This window comes from Patiriisocius hiemis (assembly GCF_031846325.1).
GTDB lineage: Bacteria > Bacteroidota > Bacteroidia > Flavobacteriales > Flavobacteriaceae > Patiriisocius_A > Patiriisocius_A hiemis.
The window spans coordinates 221784-246070 of sequence record NZ_JAVRHZ010000001.1; the positions used below are offsets into that span (position 1 = coordinate 221784).

The 24287-nt window shown below is 32.9% G+C and carries 19 protein-coding genes; 10 read left to right on the forward strand and 9 right to left on the reverse strand.

Features of this window, described 5'->3' with window-relative positions; genetic code table 11:
• Positions 1-3 precede the first annotated feature (3 nt).
• The gene (locus RM538_RS01050; RefSeq protein ID WP_311331533.1) at positions 4-1407 is read right to left on the reverse strand and encodes a TlpA family protein disulfide reductase; all 1404 of its coding nucleotides are present in this window, start codon (positions 1405-1407) and stop codon (positions 4-6) included.
• A 156-nt stretch (positions 1408-1563) separates the two neighbouring features.
• On the opposite strand from RM538_RS01050, the gene RM538_RS01055 reads away from it, so the two are divergent.
• The 4 genes from RM538_RS01055 to RM538_RS01070 all read left to right on the forward strand — a co-directional run bounded on the left by RM538_RS01055 (position 1564) and on the right by RM538_RS01070 (position 6182).
• Positions 1564-3189, forward strand: coding sequence for an ABC-F family ATP-binding cassette domain-containing protein (locus RM538_RS01055; RefSeq protein ID WP_311331534.1), 1626 nt, complete (start codon positions 1564-1566; stop codon positions 3187-3189).
• Positions 3190-3528: 339 nt separating this feature from the next.
• A complete protein-coding gene (locus RM538_RS01060) occupies positions 3529-5001 on the forward strand; it encodes a potassium/proton antiporter (RefSeq protein ID WP_311331535.1) in 1473 nt (490 codons plus the stop codon).
• Positions 5002-5180: 179 nt separating this feature from the next.
• A complete protein-coding gene (locus RM538_RS01065) occupies positions 5181-5708 on the forward strand; it encodes a GNAT family N-acetyltransferase (RefSeq protein WP_311331536.1) in 528 nt (175 codons plus the stop codon).
• Between the two features lie 75 nt (positions 5709-5783).
• Complete coding sequence (locus RM538_RS01070; RefSeq protein ID WP_311331537.1) at positions 5784-6182, forward strand: tellurite resistance TerB family protein; 399 nt, start codon at positions 5784-5786, stop codon at positions 6180-6182.
• Positions 6183-6244: 62 nt separating this feature from the next.
• Here RM538_RS01070 and RM538_RS01075 read toward each other — a convergent pair whose 3' ends face one another.
• Positions 6245-7474 carry a DUF2254 domain-containing protein gene (locus tag RM538_RS01075; RefSeq protein ID WP_311331538.1) on the reverse strand — a complete coding sequence of 410 codons (1230 nt, stop codon included), beginning with the start codon at positions 7472-7474 and terminating at the stop codon, positions 6245-6247.
• A 163-nt stretch (positions 7475-7637) separates the two neighbouring features.
• Here RM538_RS01075 and RM538_RS01080 point away from each other — a divergent pair, with 163 nt between their 5' ends.
• Positions 7638-8060: an Hsp20/alpha crystallin family protein gene (locus RM538_RS01080; protein ID WP_311331539.1), complete on the forward strand. Its 423-nt coding sequence runs from the start codon at positions 7638-7640 to the stop codon at positions 8058-8060.
• Between the two features lie 71 nt (positions 8061-8131).
• On the opposite strand, the gene rluF is transcribed toward RM538_RS01080, so the two are convergent.
• The 3 genes from rluF to RM538_RS01095 are packed head-to-tail and all read right to left on the reverse strand — an operon-like array spanning position 8132 to position 9943.
• The gene (gene rluF, locus RM538_RS01085; RefSeq protein ID WP_311331540.1) at positions 8132-8929 is read right to left on the reverse strand and encodes a 23S rRNA pseudouridine(2604) synthase RluF; all 798 of its coding nucleotides are present in this window, start codon (positions 8927-8929) and stop codon (positions 8132-8134) included.
• Between the two features lie 54 nt (positions 8930-8983).
• Entirely contained in the window at positions 8984-9223 is a 240-nt protein-coding gene (locus RM538_RS01090; RefSeq protein WP_311331541.1) for a DUF2007 domain-containing protein, read from the reverse strand.
• Positions 9224-9226: 3 nt separating this feature from the next.
• Positions 9227-9943, reverse strand: a complete 717-nt coding sequence (locus tag RM538_RS01095; protein ID WP_311331542.1) for a hypothetical protein — start codon at positions 9941-9943, stop codon at positions 9227-9229.
• 183 nt (positions 9944-10126) lie between these two features.
• On the opposite strand from RM538_RS01095, the gene RM538_RS01100 reads away from it, so the two are divergent.
• A complete protein-coding gene (locus tag RM538_RS01100; protein ID WP_311331543.1) occupies positions 10127-10759 on the forward strand; it encodes a fasciclin domain-containing protein in 633 nt (210 codons plus the stop codon).
• A gap of 71 nt (positions 10760-10830) precedes the next feature.
• On the opposite strand, the gene pheT is transcribed toward RM538_RS01100, so the two are convergent.
• Positions 10831-13257, reverse strand: coding sequence for a phenylalanine--tRNA ligase subunit beta (pheT, locus tag RM538_RS01105; RefSeq protein WP_311331544.1), 2427 nt, complete (start codon positions 13255-13257; stop codon positions 10831-10833).
• A gap of 83 nt (positions 13258-13340) precedes the next feature.
• Between pheT and RM538_RS01110 the strand changes: the two genes are divergently transcribed.
• Positions 13341-14549, forward strand: a complete 1209-nt coding sequence (locus tag RM538_RS01110) for a peroxiredoxin family protein (RefSeq protein ID WP_311331545.1) — start codon at positions 13341-13343, stop codon at positions 14547-14549.
• Between the two features lie 101 nt (positions 14550-14650).
• Here the strand turns inward: RM538_RS01110 and RM538_RS01115 are convergent, their stop codons facing one another.
• Positions 14651-16969: an ATP-dependent helicase gene (locus RM538_RS01115; RefSeq protein ID WP_311331546.1), complete on the reverse strand. Its 2319-nt coding sequence runs from the start codon at positions 16967-16969 to the stop codon at positions 14651-14653.
• 192 nt (positions 16970-17161) lie between these two features.
• On the opposite strand from RM538_RS01115, the gene RM538_RS01120 reads away from it, so the two are divergent.
• The gene (locus tag RM538_RS01120; protein ID WP_311331547.1) at positions 17162-18442 is read left to right on the forward strand and encodes an amidohydrolase; all 1281 of its coding nucleotides are present in this window, start codon (positions 17162-17164) and stop codon (positions 18440-18442) included.
• Here RM538_RS01120 and RM538_RS01125 read toward each other — a convergent pair whose 3' ends face one another.
• Complete coding sequence (locus RM538_RS01125; protein ID WP_311331548.1) at positions 18443-19990, reverse strand: AsmA family protein; 1548 nt, start codon at positions 19988-19990, stop codon at positions 18443-18445.
• Positions 19991-20045: 55 nt separating this feature from the next.
• Between RM538_RS01125 and RM538_RS01130 the strand changes: the two genes are divergently transcribed.
• A complete protein-coding gene (locus RM538_RS01130; protein ID WP_311331549.1) occupies positions 20046-21659 on the forward strand; it encodes an FMN-binding glutamate synthase family protein in 1614 nt (537 codons plus the stop codon).
• 11 nt (positions 21660-21670) lie between these two features.
• Entirely contained in the window at positions 21671-22195 is a 525-nt protein-coding gene (locus RM538_RS01135) for a DUF7935 family protein (RefSeq protein ID WP_311331550.1), read from the forward strand.
• Positions 22196-22232: 37 nt separating this feature from the next.
• On the opposite strand, the gene RM538_RS01140 is transcribed toward RM538_RS01135, so the two are convergent.
• A complete protein-coding gene (locus RM538_RS01140) occupies positions 22233-24284 on the reverse strand; it encodes a M1 family metallopeptidase (protein WP_311331551.1) in 2052 nt (683 codons plus the stop codon).
• Between the last annotated feature and the right edge of the window lie 3 nt (positions 24285-24287).

The window sequence follows — 24287 nt, forward strand, 5'->3', positions numbered from 1 at the left end:
TTATTACTTATTGAGATGACCAAGGAGTAAGGTTTCAATATTTACAACAAAGATATTGGCATTATTTTCTAAAATTCTACCTTTGTGGTCTAGTATAATTGCCTTATTCATAGAGTTTAAAACTAGCTTACGCTCTGCATCGTCTAAATCATCAATTTGATACTCGTAAGACTTTGTATATCCATTATTATTAATGGTTTCTCTCCATTTTTTAAAGTGTGAGTCTGTATTAATTGCCACAAAATCATATTCAGGAAACCTGTCATGCAACTCGGCTGCACGGCTATGTATATCTCTATAATGTTTTATTGAGTTTGAAGACCAAAAATATAAAACAGTATGTTTTTTTATTACATCCCGTAAGCTTCGGTTGTTGTTGTTAGCATCTACCAGTAATACATTAGGTATTTTCTCTCCTGGTGTAAGTTTAATTGTTGCTTCAGCAAGTTTTGTAATTTCCTTTTTATAGGCTTCGTTTGTACTAAGACGTAAAAAGTATTCTTTTATATCGTTTTCTTTCTCAGCATTTTTTCCGTTTAACAAATAACGTCGAGCAGAAAGACGTAAAAGATTATTACGTAGTTCTTCATCTTTAACAATATCACCTATTAACTCCATTTTATGAAGATTATGAATATAGGATTTTCTGTCAAACCAATGGATGCCATTATACTCTTCATAGGCCATATTATCAAAGTATCTATTTAAGAATAGAAAATATGGATAATACGTCTTTAATTGATTGTTGTTAAAATCTATATCATCTCGGTAGCTATAAAATTTCTTAGGGAATTCTTCAGGACCACTAAAACGCTCTCTCGCATTATAAGCAGAAGCGTATAACTCTTTTTTTGAATAATAATCGTAATTTATACTTGCACTTACAATCTTGCTAAAATTTTCAGAAACAGTATTGTTTTTTTTGAATTCATTATAAAAAATAATTCTCTCCGTTTTCATAGAGTCTATTTTTTTCTGAAATTCAGCAGGTGGCAAAATGTATAATTTAGGCATCAATCTACTTTCGGCTTCATTATAAAGAAACATTTCGATAAGTAAATTATTTTTTTCAGCACCAACTCCTGTATAAGTAAGAGATTCATCAAAATCCATTGTGTTTACACGAAGCATAATACTATCGCCAGGTTCAAGATGCATCACTTGATACTCATTATGTCTAAAACTATAAAGTCCAGGCGTTAAGTTTTTAGAACTATATAAGAAAGTATTGTCCTTTTCTAGTTTAACTGAATCTACAATACAATCTCCTTTTGCAATTACTACATATTCTGATTTAGGGTTTACAATTTCACCACCAATAGAAATACCAGCGTTCTCTCCTTTGCGATTAGAATTGCAAGACAGTAAAAGAAGTATGAAAAAAAGAGAAAGTATTTTTTTAATCAAAGGCACAATTACATGGTTCTAAAAACAAAAATAGATTTATAGCTAGCTAGCTAGTGTTAATTACTCGTTAAAAGGAATTTTAAAACGTTAATGTTTCTTTAGTATAATGTAATTGGCTACTTTTGCCGAAAATTCACTAAAAACAGGAGTTAGAGTATGTTATCAGTTTCAAATTTATCGGTACAGTTTGGTAAAAGAGTGTTGTTTGATGAGGTAAACACCCAATTTGTTCAAGGCAATTGTTACGGAATTATTGGAGCTAATGGTGCAGGAAAATCTACTTTTTTAAAGATTTTGGCAGGTAAGCAAGACCCAACATCGGGTCATGTACATTTAGAGCCTGGCAAGAGGATGTCTGTATTGGAGCAAAATCACAACGCGTATGACGAGTATCAAGTACTAGAAACTGTAGTACGTGGTAATAAAGAGTTGTTTGCTATTAAATCTCAAATAGACAAACTGTACGAAGATTATACTGATGAGAATGCAGAGAAAATAGGGGAGTTGCAGGTTACTTTTGAAGAAATGAATGGCTGGAATGCAGATAGCGATGCGGCTGCAATGCTTTCAAACCTTGGAATAAACGAAAGTTTGCACTACAGCACAATGGGTGACTTGGATGGAAAACAAAAAGTACGTGTGTTATTAGCACAAGCACTTTTTGGAAGTCCAGATGTACTAATCATGGATGAGCCAACTAACGATTTGGATTACGAAACCATCTCGTGGCTTGAAACCTTCCTTGCTAACTATGATAACTGTGTAATTGTAGTATCACACGACCGTCACTTTTTAGATGCTGTATGTACACATATTAGCGATATAGATTTTGGAAAAATTAACCACTTTAGTGGAAACTATACTTTTTGGTACGAAAGTAGCCAGCTAGCGGCAAGACAGCGCGCACAGCAAAACAAAAAAGCTGAAGAGAAAAAGAAAGAGCTTGAAGAGTTTATTCGTCGTTTTTCTGCAAACGTTGCTAAGTCAAAGCAAGCTACAAGTAGAAAGAAAATGATTGAAAAATTAAATGTTTCAGACATTAAACCTTCTAGCCGTCGTTATCCAGCTATTATTTTTGAACGTGAACGAGAAGCTGGTGACCAAATTTTAAATGTAGAAAACCTATCTGCTTCTATAGATGGTGAATTATTGTTTAAAAATATTGATATCAACCTTGCTAAAGGAGATAAAGTAGTAGTCTTTTCTAAAGACTCTAGAGCAACGAGTGCTTTTTACGAAATTATAAATGATAAATTACAACCTGATTCTGGAGAATACAGTTGGGGTGTAACTACCAACCAGAGTTATTTACCATTAGATAATAGCCACTTTTTCAATAGCGATATGAATTTGGTAGATTGGCTACGCCAATGGGCAAAGACCGAAGAAGAGCGTGAAGAAGTTTATATCCGCGGCTTTTTAGGAAAAATGTTGTTTAGTGGAGAAGAAGCCCTTAAAAAATGTAATGTCTTATCTGGAGGAGAAAAAGTTCGTTGTATGCTAAGTCGTATGATGATGATGCGTGCTAATGTTGTAATGCTAGATGAACCTACTAATCACTTAGATTTAGAATCTATTACGGCGTTTAACAATTCTCTTAAAAACTTTAAGGGTACGGTATTATTAACCACACATGACCACGAGTTTGCACAAACTGTAGGTAATCGTGTGATTGAGCTTACCCCTAACGGAATTATAGATCGTTATATGACTTTTGATGAGTATATGAGCGATAAAAAAATAAAAGAACAACGTGAAAAAATGTATAGCGTTACCGCATAAATACTAACAACATTTATTATAACATTAAAAACTTCTCAAATTTGGGAAGTTTTTTTATGCATATTATTTTATACTATTACTATTCAGAGCTAAACTATAAGAGTCATTTTAATAGAATATAACTGGCCTATATTGTAAATAAGCAATAGCAATTAAAATGATAAAGAAAAATATAAAGTAACGACGAACATGCACAATGATGTTTGCTTTAACACACACAGCACTACTTAAATATATACTTTAATTTGAGACAGCAAAGTAAACCAATTGATTAACTTTGCGACTTAAAAATACTGGCATTTATGCCGCTTATTTAACAATAGAGGAACTGTATATTTTATGAATATTACCATCGAAAACATAGTTTTAGTTGGCTCAATACTACTTTTTATAAGCATTATTGTAGGTAAAACTTCATATAAGTTTGGCGTACCTACGTTGTTACTTTTCTTAGCAATAGGAATGTTGGCAGGTTCTGATGGGATTATAGGTATTAATTTTGACAATCCAGAAATCGCACAATTTATTGGTATTGTATCACTTAATTTCATCCTATTTTCTGGAGGATTAGACACCAATTGGAAATCTGTTAAACCCATTCTTAAAGAAGGAATTTTATTATCTACATTGGGCGTTTTATTAACTGCAACTTCTCTTGGAACCTTTGTGTGGTTTGTAACAGATTTTACAATTTATGAAAGTATGTTGCTGGGCTCTATTGTATCTTCTACAGATGCAGCAGCCGTATTTTCGATTCTTAGATCAAAAAGCCTTGCCTTAAAAACAAACCTTAGGCCCACATTAGAGTTAGAAAGCGGAAGTAACGACCCTATGGCGTATGTGTTAACTATTGCGTTTTTAACTTTAGTAATCAACCAAGACAAAAGCTTCCTATCTATAATTCCTCTGTTTTTACAACAAATGATTTTAGGGTGTGCCTTAGGTTTTGCTTTTGGTTTAATAAGTAAGTTTATAATCAACAAAATCAAACTTGATTTTGAAGGGCTTTATTCTGTTCTGGTAATCGCTCTCATGTTCATAACATTTTCGGCTACAAACTTTGTGGGAGGAAACGGGTTTCTCGCTATTTATATTTGTGCAGTTTATTTAGGTAATCAAGACTTAATACACAAAAAAACCATTTTAAAAATGTTTGATGGTTTGGCTTGGTTAATGCAAATTGTGTTATTCCTTACTTTAGGACTACTTGTTTTTCCTTCTCAAATTATTCCTTATTTCGGTATTGGATTACTTATTTCATTGTTTTTAATATTTATTGCTCGACCAGTAGGTGTTTTTCTCAGCTTAGTATTTTTCAAAATGAAAATGAGAAGGCGGTTTTATATTTCTTGGGTTGGTTTACGAGGGGCTGTTCCAATTGTTTTTGCAACGTATCCACTTTTGGCAGGAATAGAAAAAGCAAGTGTAATTTTCAATATCGTTTTTTTTATTTCGGTAACATCTGTACTCTTACAAGGCACAACACTTTCTATTGTGGCAAAATGGTTACATGTAGCTTTACCAGAAAAGACAAAACCTGTTGCAGCTAACGAACGCTATATTTTAAATTTGCCTAAATCTGCAATGAAAGAAGTTACAGTTCCGCCTGAAAGTTTTGCTGTTGACAAGCGTATTGTTGATTTGCATTTTCCGCAATCTGCATTTATAACAATGATAAAGCGAAACGGTAAATTTGTACGTCCAGGAGGGGCGACAATTATTGAAGCGAATGATGTTTTAGTGGTTTTACTGGACAATGAAGATAGTATAAACGAAGTAAATGAAGTCCTTTCTGGAAATAAAAACGATTAATTATTAATAGATAACTAAGAGTTGTCAAAGTACATATCCATAAGCCTTAGTTTGTAACCTTCAATTACTCAATTCTAGTTATATAACAATAAAAGGTCTATAAACTTTCTTTTATTAACTTAGTGCTAATCATCTAAAATGTATACTGAATTATGTTAGATGAAATAATAAACAATAAAATGAAACCTTTAATAGAAACTGAAAGATTATTGTTACAAAAAATTTCTCTTGATGATAAAGAAGAAATGCTTCGGTTGCATTCAAATCCAGAAGTACAAATGTACACAGGAGAACCTCCAGTAGCATCTATTGAAGAAATGGAAGCGGCGATACATGCTAGAATTAAAGACTACAAAAAGTATGGATACGGTAGGTGGGCTACTTTTATTAAAAATGAGATGCAATTTATTGGCTGGGCAGGTCTAGCGTATTTACCAGAATTTGATGAAATTGATCTTGGTTATAGGTTTCTACCAGAATATTGGGGTATGGGATTTGCAACAGAAGTTTCCCGTGCGATATTAAAATATGGGTTTGATACACTTAAATTAAAACGCATAATTGCCATTGCTATGAAAGAAAATGTGGCGTCTATTCGAGTAATGGAAAAAGTTGGGATGGAGTTTGATAAATTTGCGCCTTATGAGCCTGGTGGTGAAGATGTTGCTTGGTATTGGTCTAATAAAGAACTTATAGAAAGAAAATGAACATATCTAAAGCAATCAAGTTTATGTACATTATTTCTAATTTATGTAATATTCTATTTTTTGTATTTTTAAAGCATGAAACAAAACGAAAACCTTTCTCTTGTTAGTGATTTAATAGTACTCGCGAAAGCTGATGAAAAAATAACAGCTGGGGAGTATGACTTTATTTTGCGCCTTGCAAAACGTATGAATGTTACTCCAGAAGAGGTAGATGCGTTGTTTGAAAACCCTATTCCATCAAAGCCATTAGCTTCAGAAATGGAGCGAATTACACATTTCTACAAGCTTATTTTGGTTATGAATGTAGATGATGAGACGCACGAAAAAGAAATAGCACTTCTTAAAAACTTTGGTTTGCGAATGGGAATTCGTGCGGGAGTTATCACTCAAATTCTTCATAAAATGGAAGCTCACGATAATAAAATTATCCCTACTGAAGATTTGCTTAAGATTTTTCAGACATATTATAATTAAAAAATAACACCATCATTTTTAGTTTTAGATAATGTATTAAGTCTATTTATTGCTATAAAATGCTAGGATAGTTCCTTTTCTAATAAATTGATTTGATTCTTTAAAACCGAATAATATTCCTCTTTATATGCTTTTTGCTCTAAAAGATAGTTTATCATGTTCTTAATTTTTATTGCAAGAATTGGGTCTTGCATGCAGTAGGTTTTTAACGATGTTACTATATCTTCAATGAGTTTTTTAAAATTTAAAGTTTTTACCTCTAATAGAGTTTCATCATTAAATTTATGAATATCTGTATCGTTTTTTAGCATTCTTAATGAGAGTAACTCTGTTAAGTAGTCGATTGCGTTAATCGCAGTTCCAGGGTCATTTATACCAGGAGACATGGCTTTAACAGCAATCTCGGTAATCTGTTTAAAAGCTAACACATAGTTATCAGAGATAAGTTCTGTTTTTGAAAAATTAAAGTTATTTAAAATTTTATGTAGAATTTTTTCATCAATTTCTTTATCACTCATCAAAAAATCATCATTAGATAAAACAAAGAATCCTTTTGGAATTAAGATTTTAATTTTAGTATCATTTTCTTCGCATATTTTTAGAATGTTTTTTTGTGAAAAATTCTGAAAATACCCGCATCGATTAATTTTATATGTATTCCAATTTTTATTTACTTTTAGACTTCCTTCTTCATCATATTGCTTTTCAACCAAAACTTTTAACCTTTTTTTAGATTGATTAAAAATCTTTTCTAAGATATTTCCTATTTGAATACTTTGAGACATGTTGTGAATAAAGTATATAAAAGATCCTAAGCAAAATATAGTTATAAAAACACCTATTAAAATACTTAACGAGGGAATTGAGTTTTCACTAGCTTCAGGACGTATGGAGAATAGAATGAACATTAAATAAATAATAGCTCCTAAATAATATCCCAATATGTATTGATTTTTTTTGTCGCTTAATAAACCTGGAAGTATTCTTGGAGAAAAATTGCTTGAAGCTTGACTTAGCAATAGCATAACTACCGAAAAACTAAAAACCATAATTGATATTAAACCTCCAATACATACACTAATCATAGTTAAGGCAGTATCACCACTTTTAATTGACAAAGAAGTAAAGTTCTCTTGTAAAAAATTTGAAACAGAAGTTGTTTCTAAAGTTGTTATAATAATTGCAAGTAAAACCCCAGCTAGAGCTATAATAGAAGGGTAGAAGGCAATTTTACCCTGAATAATATTAAATATTGATTTTATTTTATTGAATGATTCATTTACTACTTTCATTTTATAAAGGTACAAATATCAAACTAACACTTTCTTTACTCCAAGCAGTCAAAAAGACAGTAAAAACCCTATGTTTTAAGACAAAGTGTCTTGATTTTAGTGATGGAATATTTATTGTTAATTACTAATCAAAAATTGAATTTAAACTTTAAATAATAAAAAGATGAAAGTAATTAATAGCACAAAAAATGGATGGTTTCCATCTATATTTGACGACATATTTATGGAGAACAGACTTGACATTCCGAATTATGAAAAATTTAGCAGTCCAGCCGTAAATATTTCAGAGAATTTTACGAACTTTATCATTGAAGTTGCAGCGCCTGGATTGGAGAAATCAGACTTTACCATAGAAGTAGAAGAAGATGTTTTAACCATTGCTGTGACTAAGGAAACTGAAAAAGAGAATGATACAAAATTCACTAGAAAAGAATTTGATTTTACAAACTTTAAAAGAACTTTTTCGCTTCCGGAAAGTAGTAATAAAGAAGAAATTAAGGCAACATACGTTAATGGATTGTTAACAGTTACCATTGAAAAAGTAGAGGAGCCTAAGAATATTAAGAGAATGGTTGAGATTTCATAATTGAAATTTAATTTGGTTAGTTAGTTGAAAATTACCACGTGCTACTCAATCGGTGCGTGGTTTTTTTATGTCTAATTTCTACCTCTTCTTCGTCTAGGACTTTTGCTTATGTTCTTTTTTTCTTGTACATCTACAAAAGCACTATTGTCTGAAGTTTCAACAGATTGTTTTAACTCCCTTAACTCTTTAGCTGTAAGGTCTCTCCACTTTCCTATTTCAAGGTTTCCTAATTCAATGTTCATAATGCGAACTCTTTTTAGTGTAACAACTTCATATCCCAAATAATCACACATTCTTCGTATTTGTCTATTTAGCCCTTGAATCAAAATTATTTTAAATACAAACCTGCTTATTTGTTCCACTTCACATTTTTTAGTTGTAGTTTCTAATTCGTGAAGCGGTATACCATTTCGCATACGAAGTATAAAATCCTTTGTAATAGGTCTATCTACTTTTACAATGTATTCTTTTTCATGCTTGTTTCCAGCCCTAAGAATCTTATTTACAATATCTCCATCATTAGTCATTAATAATAGACCTTCACTAGGTTTATCTAATCTTCCTACATGAAAAATACGTTCTTTATGATTTATAAAATCTACAACATTACCTTCTACACGTTGGTCTGTTGTACATGTTATTCCTACAGGTTTATTAAGCGCAATATAAACTAGATTATCGTTTTCAGTAATACGTTTTCCATTAACTGTAATAATATCGCCTGGCATTGCTCTATCACCAAGAGTTACTTTTTTACCATTAATTTTTACATCACCAGCCTCAATATGTTTATCGGCTTGGCGTCTAGAACAATATCCACTATCACTAATGGCTTTATTTATTCGAATAGAATCTGGGTGGTGTTGCATCCTGCAAAAGTACAAGACTTATAGTAATTCATAATATATTAATGGAAAATAAGCTTACTCTCCAATTCCTGAGAGATAGGCATCAATAACAGGTTGTGCTTTTTCGAGTTGATCTTTTCTAACAAAAAGCATTACTTGTCCAGGAACTCCTTTTGCAAAACCAGCAGTAATGCCACTTTCATTATCATTGCGCTCAATAGGGCTAATACCAATCTCATTAAGATGAGCAATTAGTCCCTTAGCTATCATCGCTGGACCAGTATAAATTCTAGTAGTTGTTTTGTCTTTTTCCATAAGTTATGCGTTATAGTATTTGCTATTCCAAATCACACCATTAAAGTTTTTTCCTTTTGCAAAACCATAATAAAGTACAATGCCTGCTACTGCTTTAAACATAAACAAAAACATCAAAAAATATTCTTGCAATGTTACATCCCCTTTGGTAAAAGCCTGCATGGGAGTTATAGATGTTAAAAAAATACTGACCAATAGGGTGGTTAAAATTAGATTTTCAAAACTTTTATAAGGCCACATTACTATTTTACGAAGTGGGTGTAAATCGTTTCCCCATTTGTGAATTAAATAGAAATAATTATTCCCCATGGGAGCAAACAAAAGTGGGTCGTCTGCATTTTCTAATTTTAAAAGCTTAGCTGGCGCAACAATCTTTAAGTTTGAAAGTATAGTGCCGTGTTCTTTTTCAAGCACTCTTATTTTAGAGATGGCTTCTTCTGGAATAGTCCCCTTAAAAAAATGACTATCTAAAAAGCGAAGCCTGTATGTAACACATAAAGCTTTAATGTCTTCAATGTGATAAATTTTTTCTGTTTTAAGGTGTTCTATGTTAAACTCAGCGCTTACCGTTTCTTTATTTGAAAGTCTTTCTGAAATAGCCTGTCTCTGTGTTTCATTTTCAGCAAAAATGGAATACACTTCATCTATCAACTCCTTTTCGGTAACTCTCTTATCTCTAAACTCGCTAAGTTTTTGTTGAATATTTGTTTTTGAAAGCATTTTCTTTTTCTTTTAAAATTACAACATAGTAATGTGCAATACAAGTCTTTAATTGATTTTTGAAGGTATTTTAACACCCTTGTAAAACGTTAAATAAACACTAAAGTTAGCGCTTTATAAAAACCGTGATTGTCTATACTTCGTTTATAATAGTATATCAACACAAATAAAAACTATAATAAAATGAAAACTAAAAAAATTATTACATCAGGATTAGTAGCATTAGCATTACTTGTAAGTGCTACAACTTTTGGACAAGATAAAATGTCTAAGAAAAGTAAAATGGACAAAAAGGAGAAGATGATGATGGATAAGAAAATGTCTAGTGAGAAAACTGTAATGGTTGGTGGTGCTGCAATGTATCCTAGCAAAAATATTATTGAAAATGCTGTAAATTCAAAAGACCATACAACGCTTGTTGCTGCTGTTAAAGCTGCAGGTCTAGTAGAAACTTTACAAGGAGATGGTCCTTTTACAGTATTTGCTCCTACTAATAGTGCTTTTGATAAATTACCAGATGGTACAGTTGCAACTTTGTTGAAAGAAGAAAACAAGAAAAAATTGCAAACAGTATTAACATATCACGTAATTGCTGGAAAATTTAATGCTAGTGATGTTGTAAAAGCAATTAAACAAGGAAAAGGAAATGCAACGTTTACAACCGTAAGTGGTGGTAAATTAATGGCAACTATTAATGGAGATAAAGTAATGTTAACAGATGAAAATGGAGGTACATCTACTGTGACCATTGCAGATGTTAATCAGTCTAATGGAGTGATTCATGTAATAGATACAGTTGTATTACCTAAATCATAAAATTAACTAATACATAAGAAGCTTAGTTAATTTAGGTAAAAGGCGGCAATTTTTATTGCCGCCTTTTAGTATTAACGTAATGTGGCTCCAAAGTCTTTTTCAAACTTTTGCTGGAGTTTTTGCATTATTTTATCAATTTGTTTATCTGTCAATGTTTTGTTCTCGTCTTGTAATGTAAAGTTTAAAGCGTATGATTTTTTTCCATTAGGAAGGTTATCTCCTGTATAGACATCAAACAATTGAACATTTTTAAGTAATTTCTTCTCAGTTTGAAAAGCAGCTTGTTGTAAGCCACCAAATGAGACGGCATCATCAACCAAAAGTGCAAAGTCCCTAGAAACTGATTGATATTTTGGGATAGGTTTCATTTTAAAGTCATCAGTAGAAATTTCTGAAAGAATATTATCCCAATTAAAATCTGCATAAAAAGCTTCATTTTCGGCTTCAAAATGCTTGAGTACTTTTTTTGAAACCACACCAAAGTCAACAAGTGCTTTTTTGTGTAGGGTAAAACTAATTCCTTCAGAAAATATACTGTTCTTAGTATCTTTTTCAGAAAAACCAGTAATTCCTAATCGCTCTAATACTGAAGTGATAATCCCTTTTGTATAAAAGAAATTTGTTTTTTCATCTTTTTGCGTCCAAGCACTTTCTTTCTTTTCCCCTGAAATGAGGATGCTTAAATGTTTGTGTTCTTCTCTTCCGCCTGGAAAATTATGATAGGTTTTACCAAACTCAAACAATTTTACATTGTTCTGTTTTCTATTGTTGTTGTATGCTAATGCTTCTAGTGCGCTTGGAAGCATAGATTGTCTTAAAACCGATAAATCTTGACTAAGTGGATTAAGCATTTCTATATTATATGCTTCTTTTAGGTCAGAAAGAATAGGAGTGTGTTTTGCAGCAGTTAAAGAATTCCCCATCATCTCATGAAAACCGAGTGCTGTTAATTGATTAGCCACTTTATTTTGAATTTGGTAATCCTCAATCTTTTGCGTAGTAGCCATTGAAGCATTTAGTTTTTGAGTAAAACCAATTTTGTTGTATCCATATACGCGTAAAATCTCTTCAATTACGTCTGCTTCTCTTGTTACATCATTTCGGTAGGCAGGTATAGTCATACCTAAACCAGACTCTGTCACATTATTAATCTTAATTTCAAGAGAAGTTAAAATATCTTTTATGGTCTCTCTTGGAATTTCTTCACCAATTAACTTTGTTGCATTTTCAAAACTTAAGACTACTTGATGGTCTTCAATCTTTTTAGGGTATATATCTGTAATATCACTTGTTATCTCACCTCCAGCTATTTGCTGAATTAAGATGGCAGCACGCATTAAGGCATATTCAGTAATATTTGGGTCAATACCTCTTTCAAATCTAAATGATGCATCGGTATTTAATCCGTGTCTTTTTGCAGTTTTACGAACACTTACTGGGTTAAAATAAGCACTTTCTAAAAATATACTTGTAGTGCTTTCGGTAACACCGCTATCAACTCCACCAAATACTCCAGCGATACACATTGGTGTTTCTGCATTACAAATCATTAAATCTTCTTCATGAAGTGTGCGTTCTATACCATCTAAAGTTGTAAATTTTGTTCCAGCTGGAAGTGTTTTTACGTTAACTGTATTTCCAGTAATTTTTGTAGCATCAAATGCATGAAGTGGCTGTCCTAGCTCATGCAATACATAATTTGTCGCATCTACAATATTATTTACTGGGGTTAAGCCAATAGCTTTTAATCTATTTTGTAAACTAGTAGGAGATGCTTCAACCTTAAGCCCACTTAGTGTTAATCCACAATATCTGGGAGCTAATTCACTATTCTCTACTTCAATATCAATTTTTAAAGTTCTACTATCTACATGAAAACTACTAGTAGATGGAGTAATGAGTTCTAAGGACTCTTCATGCTGTAATAATCCAGCACGTAAATCTCTTGCAACACCCCAATGACTCATTGCATCTGCACGGTTGGGTGTAAGACCAATTTCAAAAACGTGATCGTTTTCAATTTCAAAGATTGAGGCCACTGGTGTCCCTACTTCTAGATCAGCATCAAGAACCATAATACCATCATGGCTTTCTCCTAGTCCAAGTTCGTCTTCGGCACAAATCATTCCTTGACTCTCTTCTCCTCGTATCTTTCCTTTTTTTATTTTCCAAGGTTTTCCTTCTGCATCATAGAGAGTAGTACCAATAGTCGCTACAGGTACTTTTTGTCCAGCTGCCACATTAGGAGCTCCACAAACAATTTGTACAGGCTCTCCAGTACCTAAATCTACTTTGGTTACCTTTAACCTATCTGCATTAGAGTGTTGCTCGCATGAAAGTACATGTCCAACTACAACTCCTTCTAAACCACCAGGTATAGAAGTAAACTTAGAAATCCCTTCTATTTCAAGTCCTAAATCTGTAAGAAGCTCGCCTGTTTTTTCGGCGTCCCACTCAATATTGATAAATTGCTTTAACCAGTTATATGAAATCTTCATTTTTAAATATCCTTAACAAAGGAGCAAAGATAACACTTACCTCGTTTTTTGTGCCTAAATTTGAAATATTAAAATGTAACATTATGAAGAATCTACTTGTACTACTACTATTTATTGTGCTAATCTCTTGTACTTCAAAAGTTACTCCGCCTAAGTCTGGTGAATGGAGAGCGGTTTTAGATTTAGGAAATGGTAAAGAATTACCTTTTTTATTTACATATAATGATGATGAGAGTTTAATTATTTACAATGCTGAAGAAAGTATTGAGGTAAATGATATTACTCTTAAAAAAGATTCTATCATAATAGAACATCCTGTTTTTGAAGGAGTATTTAAAGGAGTTTTTACAGAGACATCGATTAAAGGAGATTTTATAAAACCCAGTTTAGATAGAGTAGTGCCTTTTATTATGGAACAAGGTAAAGTTGAGAGGTTTGATGTAAAAACTGCCCCCGACAAGAATGTTACAGGTATTTGGGAAACTGTCTTTAGCCCAGGTAGTGAAGAAGACAGGTACATTGCAAAGGGTGTTTTTGAACAAGTAGGGCATAAGGTTACTGGAACGTTTAGAACAACTACTGGAGATTACAGGTATCTAGATGGAGCAGTTGAAAATGACTCGATGAAACTTTCAACTTTTGATGGAGCTCATGCATTTTTATTTGAAGCAAAAGTGACAGATAGTACACTTAATGGTATTTTTTATAGTGGAAATCATTGGAAAGAACCATTTACTGCAAAGCGAAACCAAGCATATGAACTCCCTAGTGCAGATTCATTAACTTTTTTACGTAAAGGCTACGATAAAATTGAATTTAGTTTTCCTGACACTACTGGAAAGCTTGTGTCTCTTTCTGATGATAGGTTTAAAAACAAAGTAGTTTTAGTGCAAATTATGGGAACGTGGTGTCCTAACTGTCTTGATGAAAGTAAATACTACAAGCAATACCTTGAAGAAAACCTATCTGAAGACCTAGAAATTATAGCACTTGCTTTTGAATATGCTAAAACTGAAGAGAAAGCAGTACAGTCTATTACAAAGTTTAAAGAAGGTACAGGAGTACAATACCCAGTACTATTAGCGCAGTTTGGTACATCAGATAAAAAAGAAGCCAATAAAAAATTACCTATGCTTAATCATGTATTATCCTACCCAACTACTATATTTATTGATAAAAAAGGCGAAGTTCGTAAAATACATACAGGGTTTAATGGTCCCGCTACAGGTAAAAAATACGAAGAGTTTATTGAAGAGTTTGAGCGTTTTGTGTCAATTTTACTTGAAGAGTAAGGCTTTGTTATTTAAAAAGAGTACTCAAGCATTGGAGCAGAATGGCAATTATTTAGCATCTGTCTACATTCTAACAGCGAAGCGGTCTATCGTCTAACGATCTAATCCAACACATTCAACTTCGCAAAACGAAGTAGTAATTTTTTAAGCCCGCCGTTTTCAAAATTTATTTCGGCTTTGGTATCTGCACCTACACCTTCAATTTTTGCAATGGTTCCTTTTCCAAATCGGACATGCTCTACTTTAGTTCCTATCGCTAGATTTGCGTCTTCTGCATTAAAGTTTTTTGAAGCTTCACTTTTTGCAGGTTTTAAACGTCGTAGTTTTCTTAATTGTGCTTCGGTAGGACCTTTAGGAGGTGAACCAGCCTTTGGCTTTCGCATTCTTAATTTACTTTTATCTACTTCGTCAAAGATGTCTACATCTAAAAGGGGCTTAAAGCGATGTTCGGTAATAGGAGTTAGGTATTCAAGGTAAGAAGCATCAATTTCCTCAATAAAACGACTAGGTTCTGCATCAATTAGCTTTCCCCATCGATAACGAGACTGGGTATAAGTTAAATATGCTTGTTTTTCTGCTCTTGTTAAAGCTACATAGAACAATCTGCGTTCTTCTTCAAGTTCGCTACGAGTATTCATACTCATTCCACTTGGGAAGAGCTCTTCTTCCATACCAACTATATACACATATGGAAACTCTAACCCTTTTGCTAAGTGAACTGTCATTAGCGCTACTCTATTTTCGTCGCCTTTATCATTATCCATGTCTGTTGCAAGAGCAACATCTTCTAGGAATTCGGCTAAAGAACCTGTAGTGTCGGCAATTTCTTTTTGTTCTTCAACAAAATCACGCATACCATTAAGTAGTTCTTCAATATTCTCTATACGAGCAATACCTTCTGGTGTACCATCTTTTTTTAGTTCTTGAACTAACCCCGTTTTTTTAGTAACGTGCTCTGCAATCTGGAATGCATCATACCCTTTATTGAGCACTTGAAAACTTTCAATCATGGTAACAAAGTCCTGTAGTTTTCCTTGAGTACCTTTATTGATTTTTAAGTCAATTTTTTCTATGTTCTTCATTACCTCAAACATAGAGCGCTCATAGTGGTTGGCAGCTACAATAAGTCTGTCTACTGTAGTTTGCCCAATTCCTCTAGCTGGGTAATTAATAACACGTTTTAGCGCTTCTTCATCTTTTGGGTTAAGGATAAGACGTAAATATGCTATAACGTCTTTAATCTCTTTACGTTGATAAAAACTAAGCCCGCCGTATATACGATACGGAATATCTTTTTTTCTCAAGGCATCTTCCATTGCACGAGATTGTGCATTGGTACGATATAAAATGGCAAAATCTCCTGGTTTTGCCTGCTCGTTCATTTGTGTCTCAAAAACATTACTTGCTACAAAACGACCTTCATCACCATCGGTCATTGTACGATTAACTTTAATCTTAGCGCCCTCGTCATTAGCTGTCCACACTACTTTTTCTAATCGAGTTTTATTTTTTTCTATAATACTATTTGCAGCATGTACAATGTTCTTTGTAGAGCGGTAGTTTTGCTCCAAGCGATACACTTTTACATCGTCATAGTCCTTCTGAAAGTTTAATATATTATTAATATTCGCTCCTCTAAAAGCATAAATACTCTGTGCATCGTCACCAACTACACAAATATTTTGAAACCTATCTGAAAGTGCTCTTACAATTAAATACTGACTGTGATTAGTATCTTGGTACTCATCTACTAAAATGTATCTAAATCTATTTTGGTACTTTGCCAACACGTCTGGAAAACGAGTTAAAAGCTCATTTGTTTTAAGCAATAAATCATCAAAATCCATTGCGCCAGCTTTAAAGCATTTATCAACATAATTTTTATAGATATCACCAAGGCGAGGCATTTTTGCCATGGCATCAGACTCCATTAATTCAGGGTTGGTAAAATAGGCTTTAACGGTAATAAGACTGTTTTTGTAAGAGGATATTCTAGAATATACTTGTTTATATTTATAGATGTCTTTATCCAATTGCATTTCTTTTATAATACTACGTATTACACTTTGTGAATCTTGAGTATCATAAATTGTGAAGTTTGAAGGGTAGCCTAATTTTTCAGCTTCAAAGCGAAGTATTTTTGCAAAAATACTATGAAACGTTCCCATCCACAGATTCTTAGCTTCACTTGCGCCTACAATTTGTGAGATACGTTTTTTCATCTCACGAGCTGCCTTGTTTGTAAACGTTAATGCCAAAATATTAAAAGGATCAACCCCTTGTGACATTAAATAGGCAATGCGATAAGTAAGTACACGGGTTTTTCCAGAACCTGCACCAGCAATTACAATCATAGCACCATCTTTTTGAAGAACAGGTGCTCGCTGGGCATCATTTAACTGTTGTAAATAGTTTTGCAATTTTCTTTTAAAATGTAGTTGAAATTAGCTTCGAATTTTAAAAATGAAAAATACAGAAAATTGTAGTAGTTATGTATTGAAAAATCTAATAATTATAAACAGTTTATCATTTTTGGATTCTTCTTATTTGTAATATCTTTATCTTTCATTCAGGTGGTAATTATGTGTCGTATTTACCTATAAAACTAACTTATGAAAAACATTCTCTACTTTTTACTACTAGTTATTACATGCAATACGCAAGCCCAAATGGATGCTAGCATTCTTAAAGATATTGAAACTATAGAAGATAAGGTTATTGATTGGCGTCGTTATTTCCATGCCAATCCTGAGCTTTCCAATAAAGAATTTAAAACAGCTGCAAAAATTGCTGACCATCTTAAAAGCTTAGGAATGGAAGTACAAACAGGAATTGCTATTACAGGAGTAGTTGGAGTTTTAAAAGGAGATAATCCCGGAAAAGTAGTGGCACTTAGAGCAGATATTGATGCGTTACCTGTTACCGAACGAAATGACTTACCCTATAAAAGTACAGTTACAGATACTTTTTTAGGAACTGAATCTGGTGTAATGCATGCCTGCGGTCATGATACGCATATTGCTATTTTAATGGGGGTTGCTGAGGTACTTTCAAAGCACAAAGATAAAATTAATGGAACTGTGAAATTTATTTTTCAGCCTGCTGAGGAGGGACCGCCACCAGGAGAAGAAGGCGGTGCTAAGCTTATGATTAAAGAAGGCGTTTTAGAGAATCCAAAAGTAGATGCTATTTATGGATTACATATTAATTCTGGGACTCCTGTAGGCACTATTAAAGTAAAGCCTGAAGGAATTATGGCAGCTGTAGAACGCTTTGAAGTTCATGTAGAAGGTAAAGGATCTCATGGTTCTGCTCCATGGGCTGGGGTAGATCCTATTTTAATTTCAGCAAAGATAATTGATGGCTTTCAGACTATTATTTCTCGTGAGTCTAATCTTATTGATGCACCAGCTGTAATAACAGTAGGGAAGATTACAAGTGGTACTCGTTTTAATGTTATTCCTGAAAGTGCAGAACTTATTGGAACTGTTAGAACTCTTGATTCTAACATGAGAGAACACATTATAAAAAGAATGACCGAGATGGCTAGTGATATTGCTGAAGCTTATGGCGGAAAGGCTACTATGAAATGGCGAAACCAAACAGTTGTAACTTACAATGACCCTGCACTTACAACAAAGGCTGTTAATACTTTAAAAATGGTCGCGGGTGAGAATAATGTTGAAGATATGAAAGCCATTACAGGTGGTGAAGATTTCTCATACTTTCAAGAAAAAGTGCCAGGTGTATATTTCTTTTTAGGAGGCATGACACCAGGTAATACTAATCCGTATCCACATCATACACCAGACTTTTTAATAGATGATTCTGGTTTAACTTTAGGAGTAAAAGCATTATCACAATTAGCATTAGACTACCTTAATAAAAGTTAATTAGGTTAATGCATCAAGAAGTGCTGCACTCACATTTTTCCAAATAAAATTAAAGATAGATTTTGTTTTGTCTCGCTTAACTTCTTCTTTCTTTCCATTTTTAAATTGAGAGTTCGTCTCATCACTTTTCTTTGAAATAAACAAATTTACTATTGCAGAGATAAATTTATTTTTTTCTTTACCATCCTTGGTAAGTACTTTTACTTCAAAATCTTCATACTTAATTTTTAAGTCAATATTACCAATTGAACTATTTCCATTAATAGAAAAATAAGTTTTGTCTAACATCCCTGATACTTTGGTGTTTAGACTTGCCTCTGTAAATTGGTTAAGTTTTTGAGCTTGTAATGATCCAATATCGGCTTTAAAATTAAATTGGTCATTTGCATTAAAATTCCATTGCACCGAAATTGGGCTTTGATTCATAAAAGTAGCTTTAATATCAATCTTAGTGGTGTCTTCAATAAATTCGTTTGTTATATTATCTATTTGAGCATTTAATTTAGAGAAATAGATATTTCCAGTTGGTCTATCTTTTTTTACTTTTTCAGAATAGTCTATATGCCCATTATTTAGTTCAACTTTAGAAATTGTTATTTTAAAAGGTAATTCTTGTAATAAAGTAGCATACATAGGTTTTATAGTTGTATCATCTGGGACTAGTTTATCTCTATATATATTGAGTTTTGGATTTTCAAGTTCAACTTTTTCAATGGTAAACTTAAGACTATCATTTGCCGTTGTTTCAAAGTTAGAATTACTTAGTGTGAGAGAATCAACAGTAAAGTCAAAGTGGTCTCTTTCTGTTTTTAAAATAGTAGATAGTTTTTCTTTTGAATACCTAGTTTTGATTGCTAAATTATTTATTTCTGAATTTTTTGGGGTAACAGAAATACTTTTAGAAGTAAGAATATCAAAATCATTTAATTGATATTTTAGTTCTTCTGAAGAAATAGTATAATTTTTAAATTGAAACGGAATAGGTTTGTTTTTGATTTCTTCAGAAAATAATAAATCTTCTACTAAAACATTTACATTGGTTGCTTGCAACAAAAGACTATCTTTTTTGTTATGAATAATATTAAGTGAGCCATCTTCGATGCTTAGCCTATTAATATTAATTGGTTTTTCGCTTAGCTCTTTTAAAAAGCTATTTTCTTTTTGAGAAGATTCCTTTTTATTATATGTCACGTTAGGCTTTATGACTACTATTTCTTGAATACTAATTTTATTATTCACGATGTAGTCCCAATAGCTTGTATTAGTGACCTCAATGCTGTTTATAAAAAGGGTGTTGTCCTTAGTTGGGAGTGTATCATTTTTAAGCACCAACTTGATATCATTCAAGATAATACTTCCAGAAATAGTGCTAATTGTTAAGTTTTTATATGATAGGTCAACGTTTTGGGGTAAGTTACTAAGGTGTTCTTCTACTTTATTTTTTACGAAGCTATTTATAAATAGACTAAGGGCTACAAAAAGTAACATTACTGTAGTTACGATATATAGCAATTTTTTCTTCTTATTTGCCATAAAATAAAGATACATATATCCTTATTTTTTTAAGAGTCAATTTTAATATCTTTACCTAAAAAATAAGTATATGGATTCTGTTTTGGCTACTATTAGTAGTATTCCTTGGTGGGCTTGGGTTCTATTAGTGATTGTAATTATTGCTTTGCGTGATATTTTTCAGAAAAAACATACAATTCTCCATAACTTCCCTGTAGTTGGACACTTTCGGTATATGCTAGAAAGTATAGGTCCAGAGCTACGTCAATATATTGTTGCCAATAATCGTGAAGAACTTCCTTTTAATAGGATAGAGAGAGGGTGGATTTATGCTTCTGCAAAAAATGAAAATAATTATGAAGGATTTGGTACTGACCGAGATATCTATGAATCAAACTATATTTTTATAAATAATGCAATGCTTCCCTATAAGCTCGCAGATGACCATCCAAATAGAAAAGACCCATATTTTTTAGGATGTGCAAAAGTTATGGGTGCTCATAATAAACGAAGAAGACCTTATAGACCATCTTCAATTATTAATGTTTCGGCAATGAGTTTTGGTTCACTCTCTGCAAGAGCTATTGCCTCTTTAAACAAGGGCTGTAAACTTTCGTATGCGTATCACAATACTGGTGAAGGTGGTTTGTCGCCTTACCATAAGAATGGGGGTGATGTTGTTTTTCACTTTGGAACAGGCTATTTTGGGGTTCGTGACGATGATGGGAACTTTTCTATGGAAAAGATGATAGAACTTGTAAAAAATAACCCGCAAATAAGAGCTATCGAGGTAAAGCTGTCGCAAGGGGCAAAGCCAGGTAAAGGCGGTGTACTTCCTGCTTCAAAAATAACAAAAGAAATTTCTGAAATACGTAATGTTCCTATGAACAAAGACGTACTTTCTCCTCCCACACATTCAGCTTTTGATGGCGTAGAAGGATTGGTAGATTTTGTAGAGGCTATTGCCGATGCAACAGGACTTCCCGTTGGGATAAAATCTGCAGTTGGAAAACTTGATGACTGGCATAAATTGGCCGAACTAATGGAAAAAACTGGAAAAGGTCCAGATTTTATAGCTGTTGATGGAGGAGAAGGGGGTACTGGAGCAGCGCCACCAAGCTTCGCAGATCATGTGTCAATGCCTTGGGTATTTGCTTTTCCTGAAGTCTATAAAATATTTAAAAAACATAATCTCTGTGAAAAAGTAGTTTTTGTAGGAAGTGGAAAATTGGGGTTTCCGGCTAGAGCTGCAATGGCTTTTGCTATGGGAGTAGATTGCATTAATGTGGCTCGTGAGGCAATGTTAGCTGTTGGGTGTATACAAGCTAAGGTATGTCATAATAATACATGTCCAACAGGAATCGCTACTCAAAATAAATGGTTGCAAAGAGGAATTAATATTGATGATAAAGCCACGCGAACTCATTTTTATTTTAAAAATTTTAGAAAAGAATTATTAGAGATGACGCATGCCTGTGGGTATGAGCACCCTTCGCAGTTTACAATGGAAGATGTTGAAATTACTTTAGGCGATAAAAACTTAATAAAAACGTTATCAGATTCGTTTGGGTACAATAAAGTTGATGTTCCTTTTAATGGCGTAAAAGAAATACAAGAGTGTCCAAATCTTGGAGGAAATTACAAAAAGAAAGAAGCAAAGGAGAAGGTAAAAGAATTAAAAAAGTTAGATGAAATAAGATATTAATATAAGTTAGCATGGAAGAAATGACCCAAGTTTTAAGTTATGTTGCGTATTTATTACCAGCAATTGTAGTAGGAATTATAGCCTATTTCTTTTTTAAAGGGCACACAGCCAATGAAGAGGGAAGAAGACGTTATTTAATACAAAAAGAGGCACAGAATAAGATTTTACCCATGCGTTTACAAGCATATGAGCGTATGACTTTATTTCTTGAGCGCATTGACCCAATGAAACTATTGGTGCGTGTTAAGCCTTTTTCTAATGAGGTAGATAAGTATGAAGATCTTCTTATAAGAAACATTGAACAAGAATATGATCATAACATGACACAACAAATCTACGTGTCTCAAGAATGTTGGAATTTAATTAATGCTGCCAAAAATGCGACTATTCATATAATACGACAAGGTGCAATGCATGAAAAAGATAATGGAGCCGACAAAATGCGTGAGTGGTTACTGCAAAACTTTATGGAAGAAGTAACTCCTTCTCAAAAAGCACTAGCATACGTTCGTAAAGAAGTAGGAGAGTTGTTTTAAATTAGGCAATAGGTAGAAAAAGTAGTAGGTAGCTTGTTTACTCTAATACTCTGTTTAGGTATTCCTTTTCTTTTTCAGAAAAGCTACTTAGCTGATTCTTAAGTGTCTCTTTTTTATCTGGCTTTTTAAGTACTTCTGCAAGTAACTTTCTAGCTTCGCTTCTAAAGCGCCAGTTATGGTGTACACAAGCATTTAAAAGGTTTTTTAGCACACTCTTGTTATATAACTGAAGTTGATTTACATACTCAAACGCTTTTTGACGCACTTCAAAACTAAACTCTTTACTTGTGTAATTTTGTAATTCTTTTTTATAAATAGGTTTTGCTGAAGTGTTATATCCATCTGTAAGTAATGCCAATGCCAGCCATAATTGTTTTATATTCTTGTTTTGAAAACCCTCTGTATTTTTTGTTTTCTCTAGAAAAGAAACTCTTTCTTCTGGGTAGTTTTGCCATAGTCCTATTAAAGCAGATTCTAAAGTAACATAACTCTTATCATTTAATAGACTAATAAAACTGTCTTTTAGGCTTGGAGGTATGGTCTGTACTGTTTGAGAAATTGCTTGACGAACAAATAGGCTGTTACTTTTTAAGCCTTTTTGGTAAAGTACTTCGGTTTCATTTATAGGTTCATTGTATAATTGATAAATAGCTTCTTGACCTATAAAATCATTGGGAAAAGTTAATGCTTTATCTAATTGTTCTATTTTATCTTCTAAGGGCGTACTTCTTAATGCTGCTATTTCAAAATAACGGTTCATAAATGGCGACTTAATAAGTGATTTATAAGCTTGTTCTGCTTTAAAGGCAGTTTGTTGCAACCAATCTTGTTCCCATTGCAAAATATCTATGTCACTAGCGGCTCTTACTTGTGTTAGAAAATCTTCGGTTGAAACATTCTTAAAAGCATACTTCTGTAAATAATTTTTGATAGCTTTTTTAAAAGCTTCTTCTCCAATTTTTTCTTTTAAAATATGCAATGCCCAAGCTCCTTTTTCATAAAAGGTTACCGAGCTCGCTTTAGGATTTAACAGAGATTCTCCTTTTCCCTCCTCACTCAACGCTTTGAGTTGCTCTGCGGTGTTGTAAAGTTTCCAGTAAAAATAATCGTCTCCAAAGACTTCTTTTTCTGCTAGTAAGGCGTAATATGTAGCAAAACCTTCTTGTAACCAATGGTGTGTCCCTGAGGTTTCAGTTATAAGATTTCCAAACCATTGGTGTGCTAGTTCATGCGCATTTACATTCACATAATTTCTATCATTAAACCCAATAGAATCTACTACAAAAGCTTCAGAAAAAATAGTGCAGCTTGTATTTTCCATCCCAGCGTATAAAAAGTCTCTTACTGGTACTTGTTTGTAGTTCTGCCATGGGTAGGGAACACCAATTTCAGTTTCAAAAAAATCAAATATCTCTTTTGTGTAGCGGTATGTAGGTTCAACTTTTAAAGAGTCTTCTGGCTTATAATACAGCTCTATTGGGACACCAGAAGTAGATTGTAGTATTTTTTTATCAAAATCACCTATCGCAAAAGCAACAAGATAGCTAGACATGGGTTGTTGCATGTCAAAATTCCACAATTCTCTGTCCACAGGTTTATCATCATATAAACTTAGTTTTCCATTTGCAATTACAGTAACCTCCCTTGAGGTATTATATGAAATGTCAAATTCAATTTTATCGTTCATATCATCAATACTGGGCAACCAATGTGAGGTGTATTTCCCTTGTCCTTGTGTCCAGATTTGATCTCCTGTAAAGTATAGGGTTTGCTTTGGTTTTGCTTTATAAGAAAAGGATATAGAGTACGTATGGTTAGTCTTAAAATTACCTTTTAAGGTTATTTTTTTTTCTGAAGAAACTACCTCTATTTCTGTGCTTTTTGATATTATATCATAAAAGTTAATAGCATCTAGATATACCGATTTTGCGTCTTTTAGCATTGTGAAGCTTACCAGTACATTACCTTTTACAGTTTGACTTTCAGATAAGCATTGGATTGTTGCTTCAACTTTTTTAAAATCAACAGTTTCTGTTTGTTGACATAGTACGGTAATTGGGTAAAGTAAAAAAAAGAGTAAGTATCTCATAAA

What these genes read in the sequence shown, in the direction of transcription:
- RM538_RS01120 (WP_311331547.1), top strand. Translation starts at nt 17,162, where the DNA reads ATGAAAAACATTCTCTACTTTTTACTACTAGTTATTACATGCAATACG.
- RM538_RS01060 (WP_311331535.1), top strand. Translation starts at nt 3,529, where the DNA reads ATGAATATTACCATCGAAAACATAGTTTTAGTTGGCTCAATACTACTT.
- RM538_RS01125 (WP_311331548.1), bottom strand. Translation starts at nt 19,990, where the DNA reads ATGTATCTTTATTTTATGGCAAATAAGAAGAAAAAATTGCTATATATC.
- RM538_RS01080 (WP_311331539.1), top strand. Translation starts at nt 7,638, where the DNA reads ATGAAAGTAATTAATAGCACAAAAAATGGATGGTTTCCATCTATATTT.
- RM538_RS01140 (WP_311331551.1), bottom strand. Translation starts at nt 24,284, where the DNA reads ATGAGATACTTACTCTTTTTTTTACTTTACCCAATTACCGTACTATGT.
- RM538_RS01065 (WP_311331536.1), top strand. Translation starts at nt 5,181, where the DNA reads ATGAAACCTTTAATAGAAACTGAAAGATTATTGTTACAAAAAATTTCT.
- pheT (WP_311331544.1), bottom strand. Translation starts at nt 13,257, where the DNA reads ATGAAGATTTCATATAACTGGTTAAAGCAATTTATCAATATTGAGTGG.
- RM538_RS01055 (WP_311331534.1), top strand. Translation starts at nt 1,564, where the DNA reads ATGTTATCAGTTTCAAATTTATCGGTACAGTTTGGTAAAAGAGTGTTG.
- RM538_RS01110 (WP_311331545.1), top strand. Translation starts at nt 13,341, where the DNA reads ATGAAGAATCTACTTGTACTACTACTATTTATTGTGCTAATCTCTTGT.
- RM538_RS01135 (WP_311331550.1), top strand. Translation starts at nt 21,671, where the DNA reads ATGGAAGAAATGACCCAAGTTTTAAGTTATGTTGCGTATTTATTACCA.
- RM538_RS01095 (WP_311331542.1), bottom strand. Translation starts at nt 9,943, where the DNA reads ATGCTTTCAAAAACAAATATTCAACAAAAACTTAGCGAGTTTAGAGAT.
- RM538_RS01075 (WP_311331538.1), bottom strand. Translation starts at nt 7,474, where the DNA reads ATGAAAGTAGTAAATGAATCATTCAATAAAATAAAATCAATATTTAAT.
- RM538_RS01100 (WP_311331543.1), top strand. Translation starts at nt 10,127, where the DNA reads ATGAAAACTAAAAAAATTATTACATCAGGATTAGTAGCATTAGCATTA.
- RM538_RS01130 (WP_311331549.1), top strand. Translation starts at nt 20,046, where the DNA reads ATGGATTCTGTTTTGGCTACTATTAGTAGTATTCCTTGGTGGGCTTGG.
- RM538_RS01070 (WP_311331537.1), top strand. Translation starts at nt 5,784, where the DNA reads ATGAAACAAAACGAAAACCTTTCTCTTGTTAGTGATTTAATAGTACTC.
- RM538_RS01090 (WP_311331541.1), bottom strand. Translation starts at nt 9,223, where the DNA reads ATGGAAAAAGACAAAACAACTACTAGAATTTATACTGGTCCAGCGATG.
- rluF (WP_311331540.1), bottom strand. Translation starts at nt 8,929, where the DNA reads ATGCAACACCACCCAGATTCTATTCGAATAAATAAAGCCATTAGTGAT.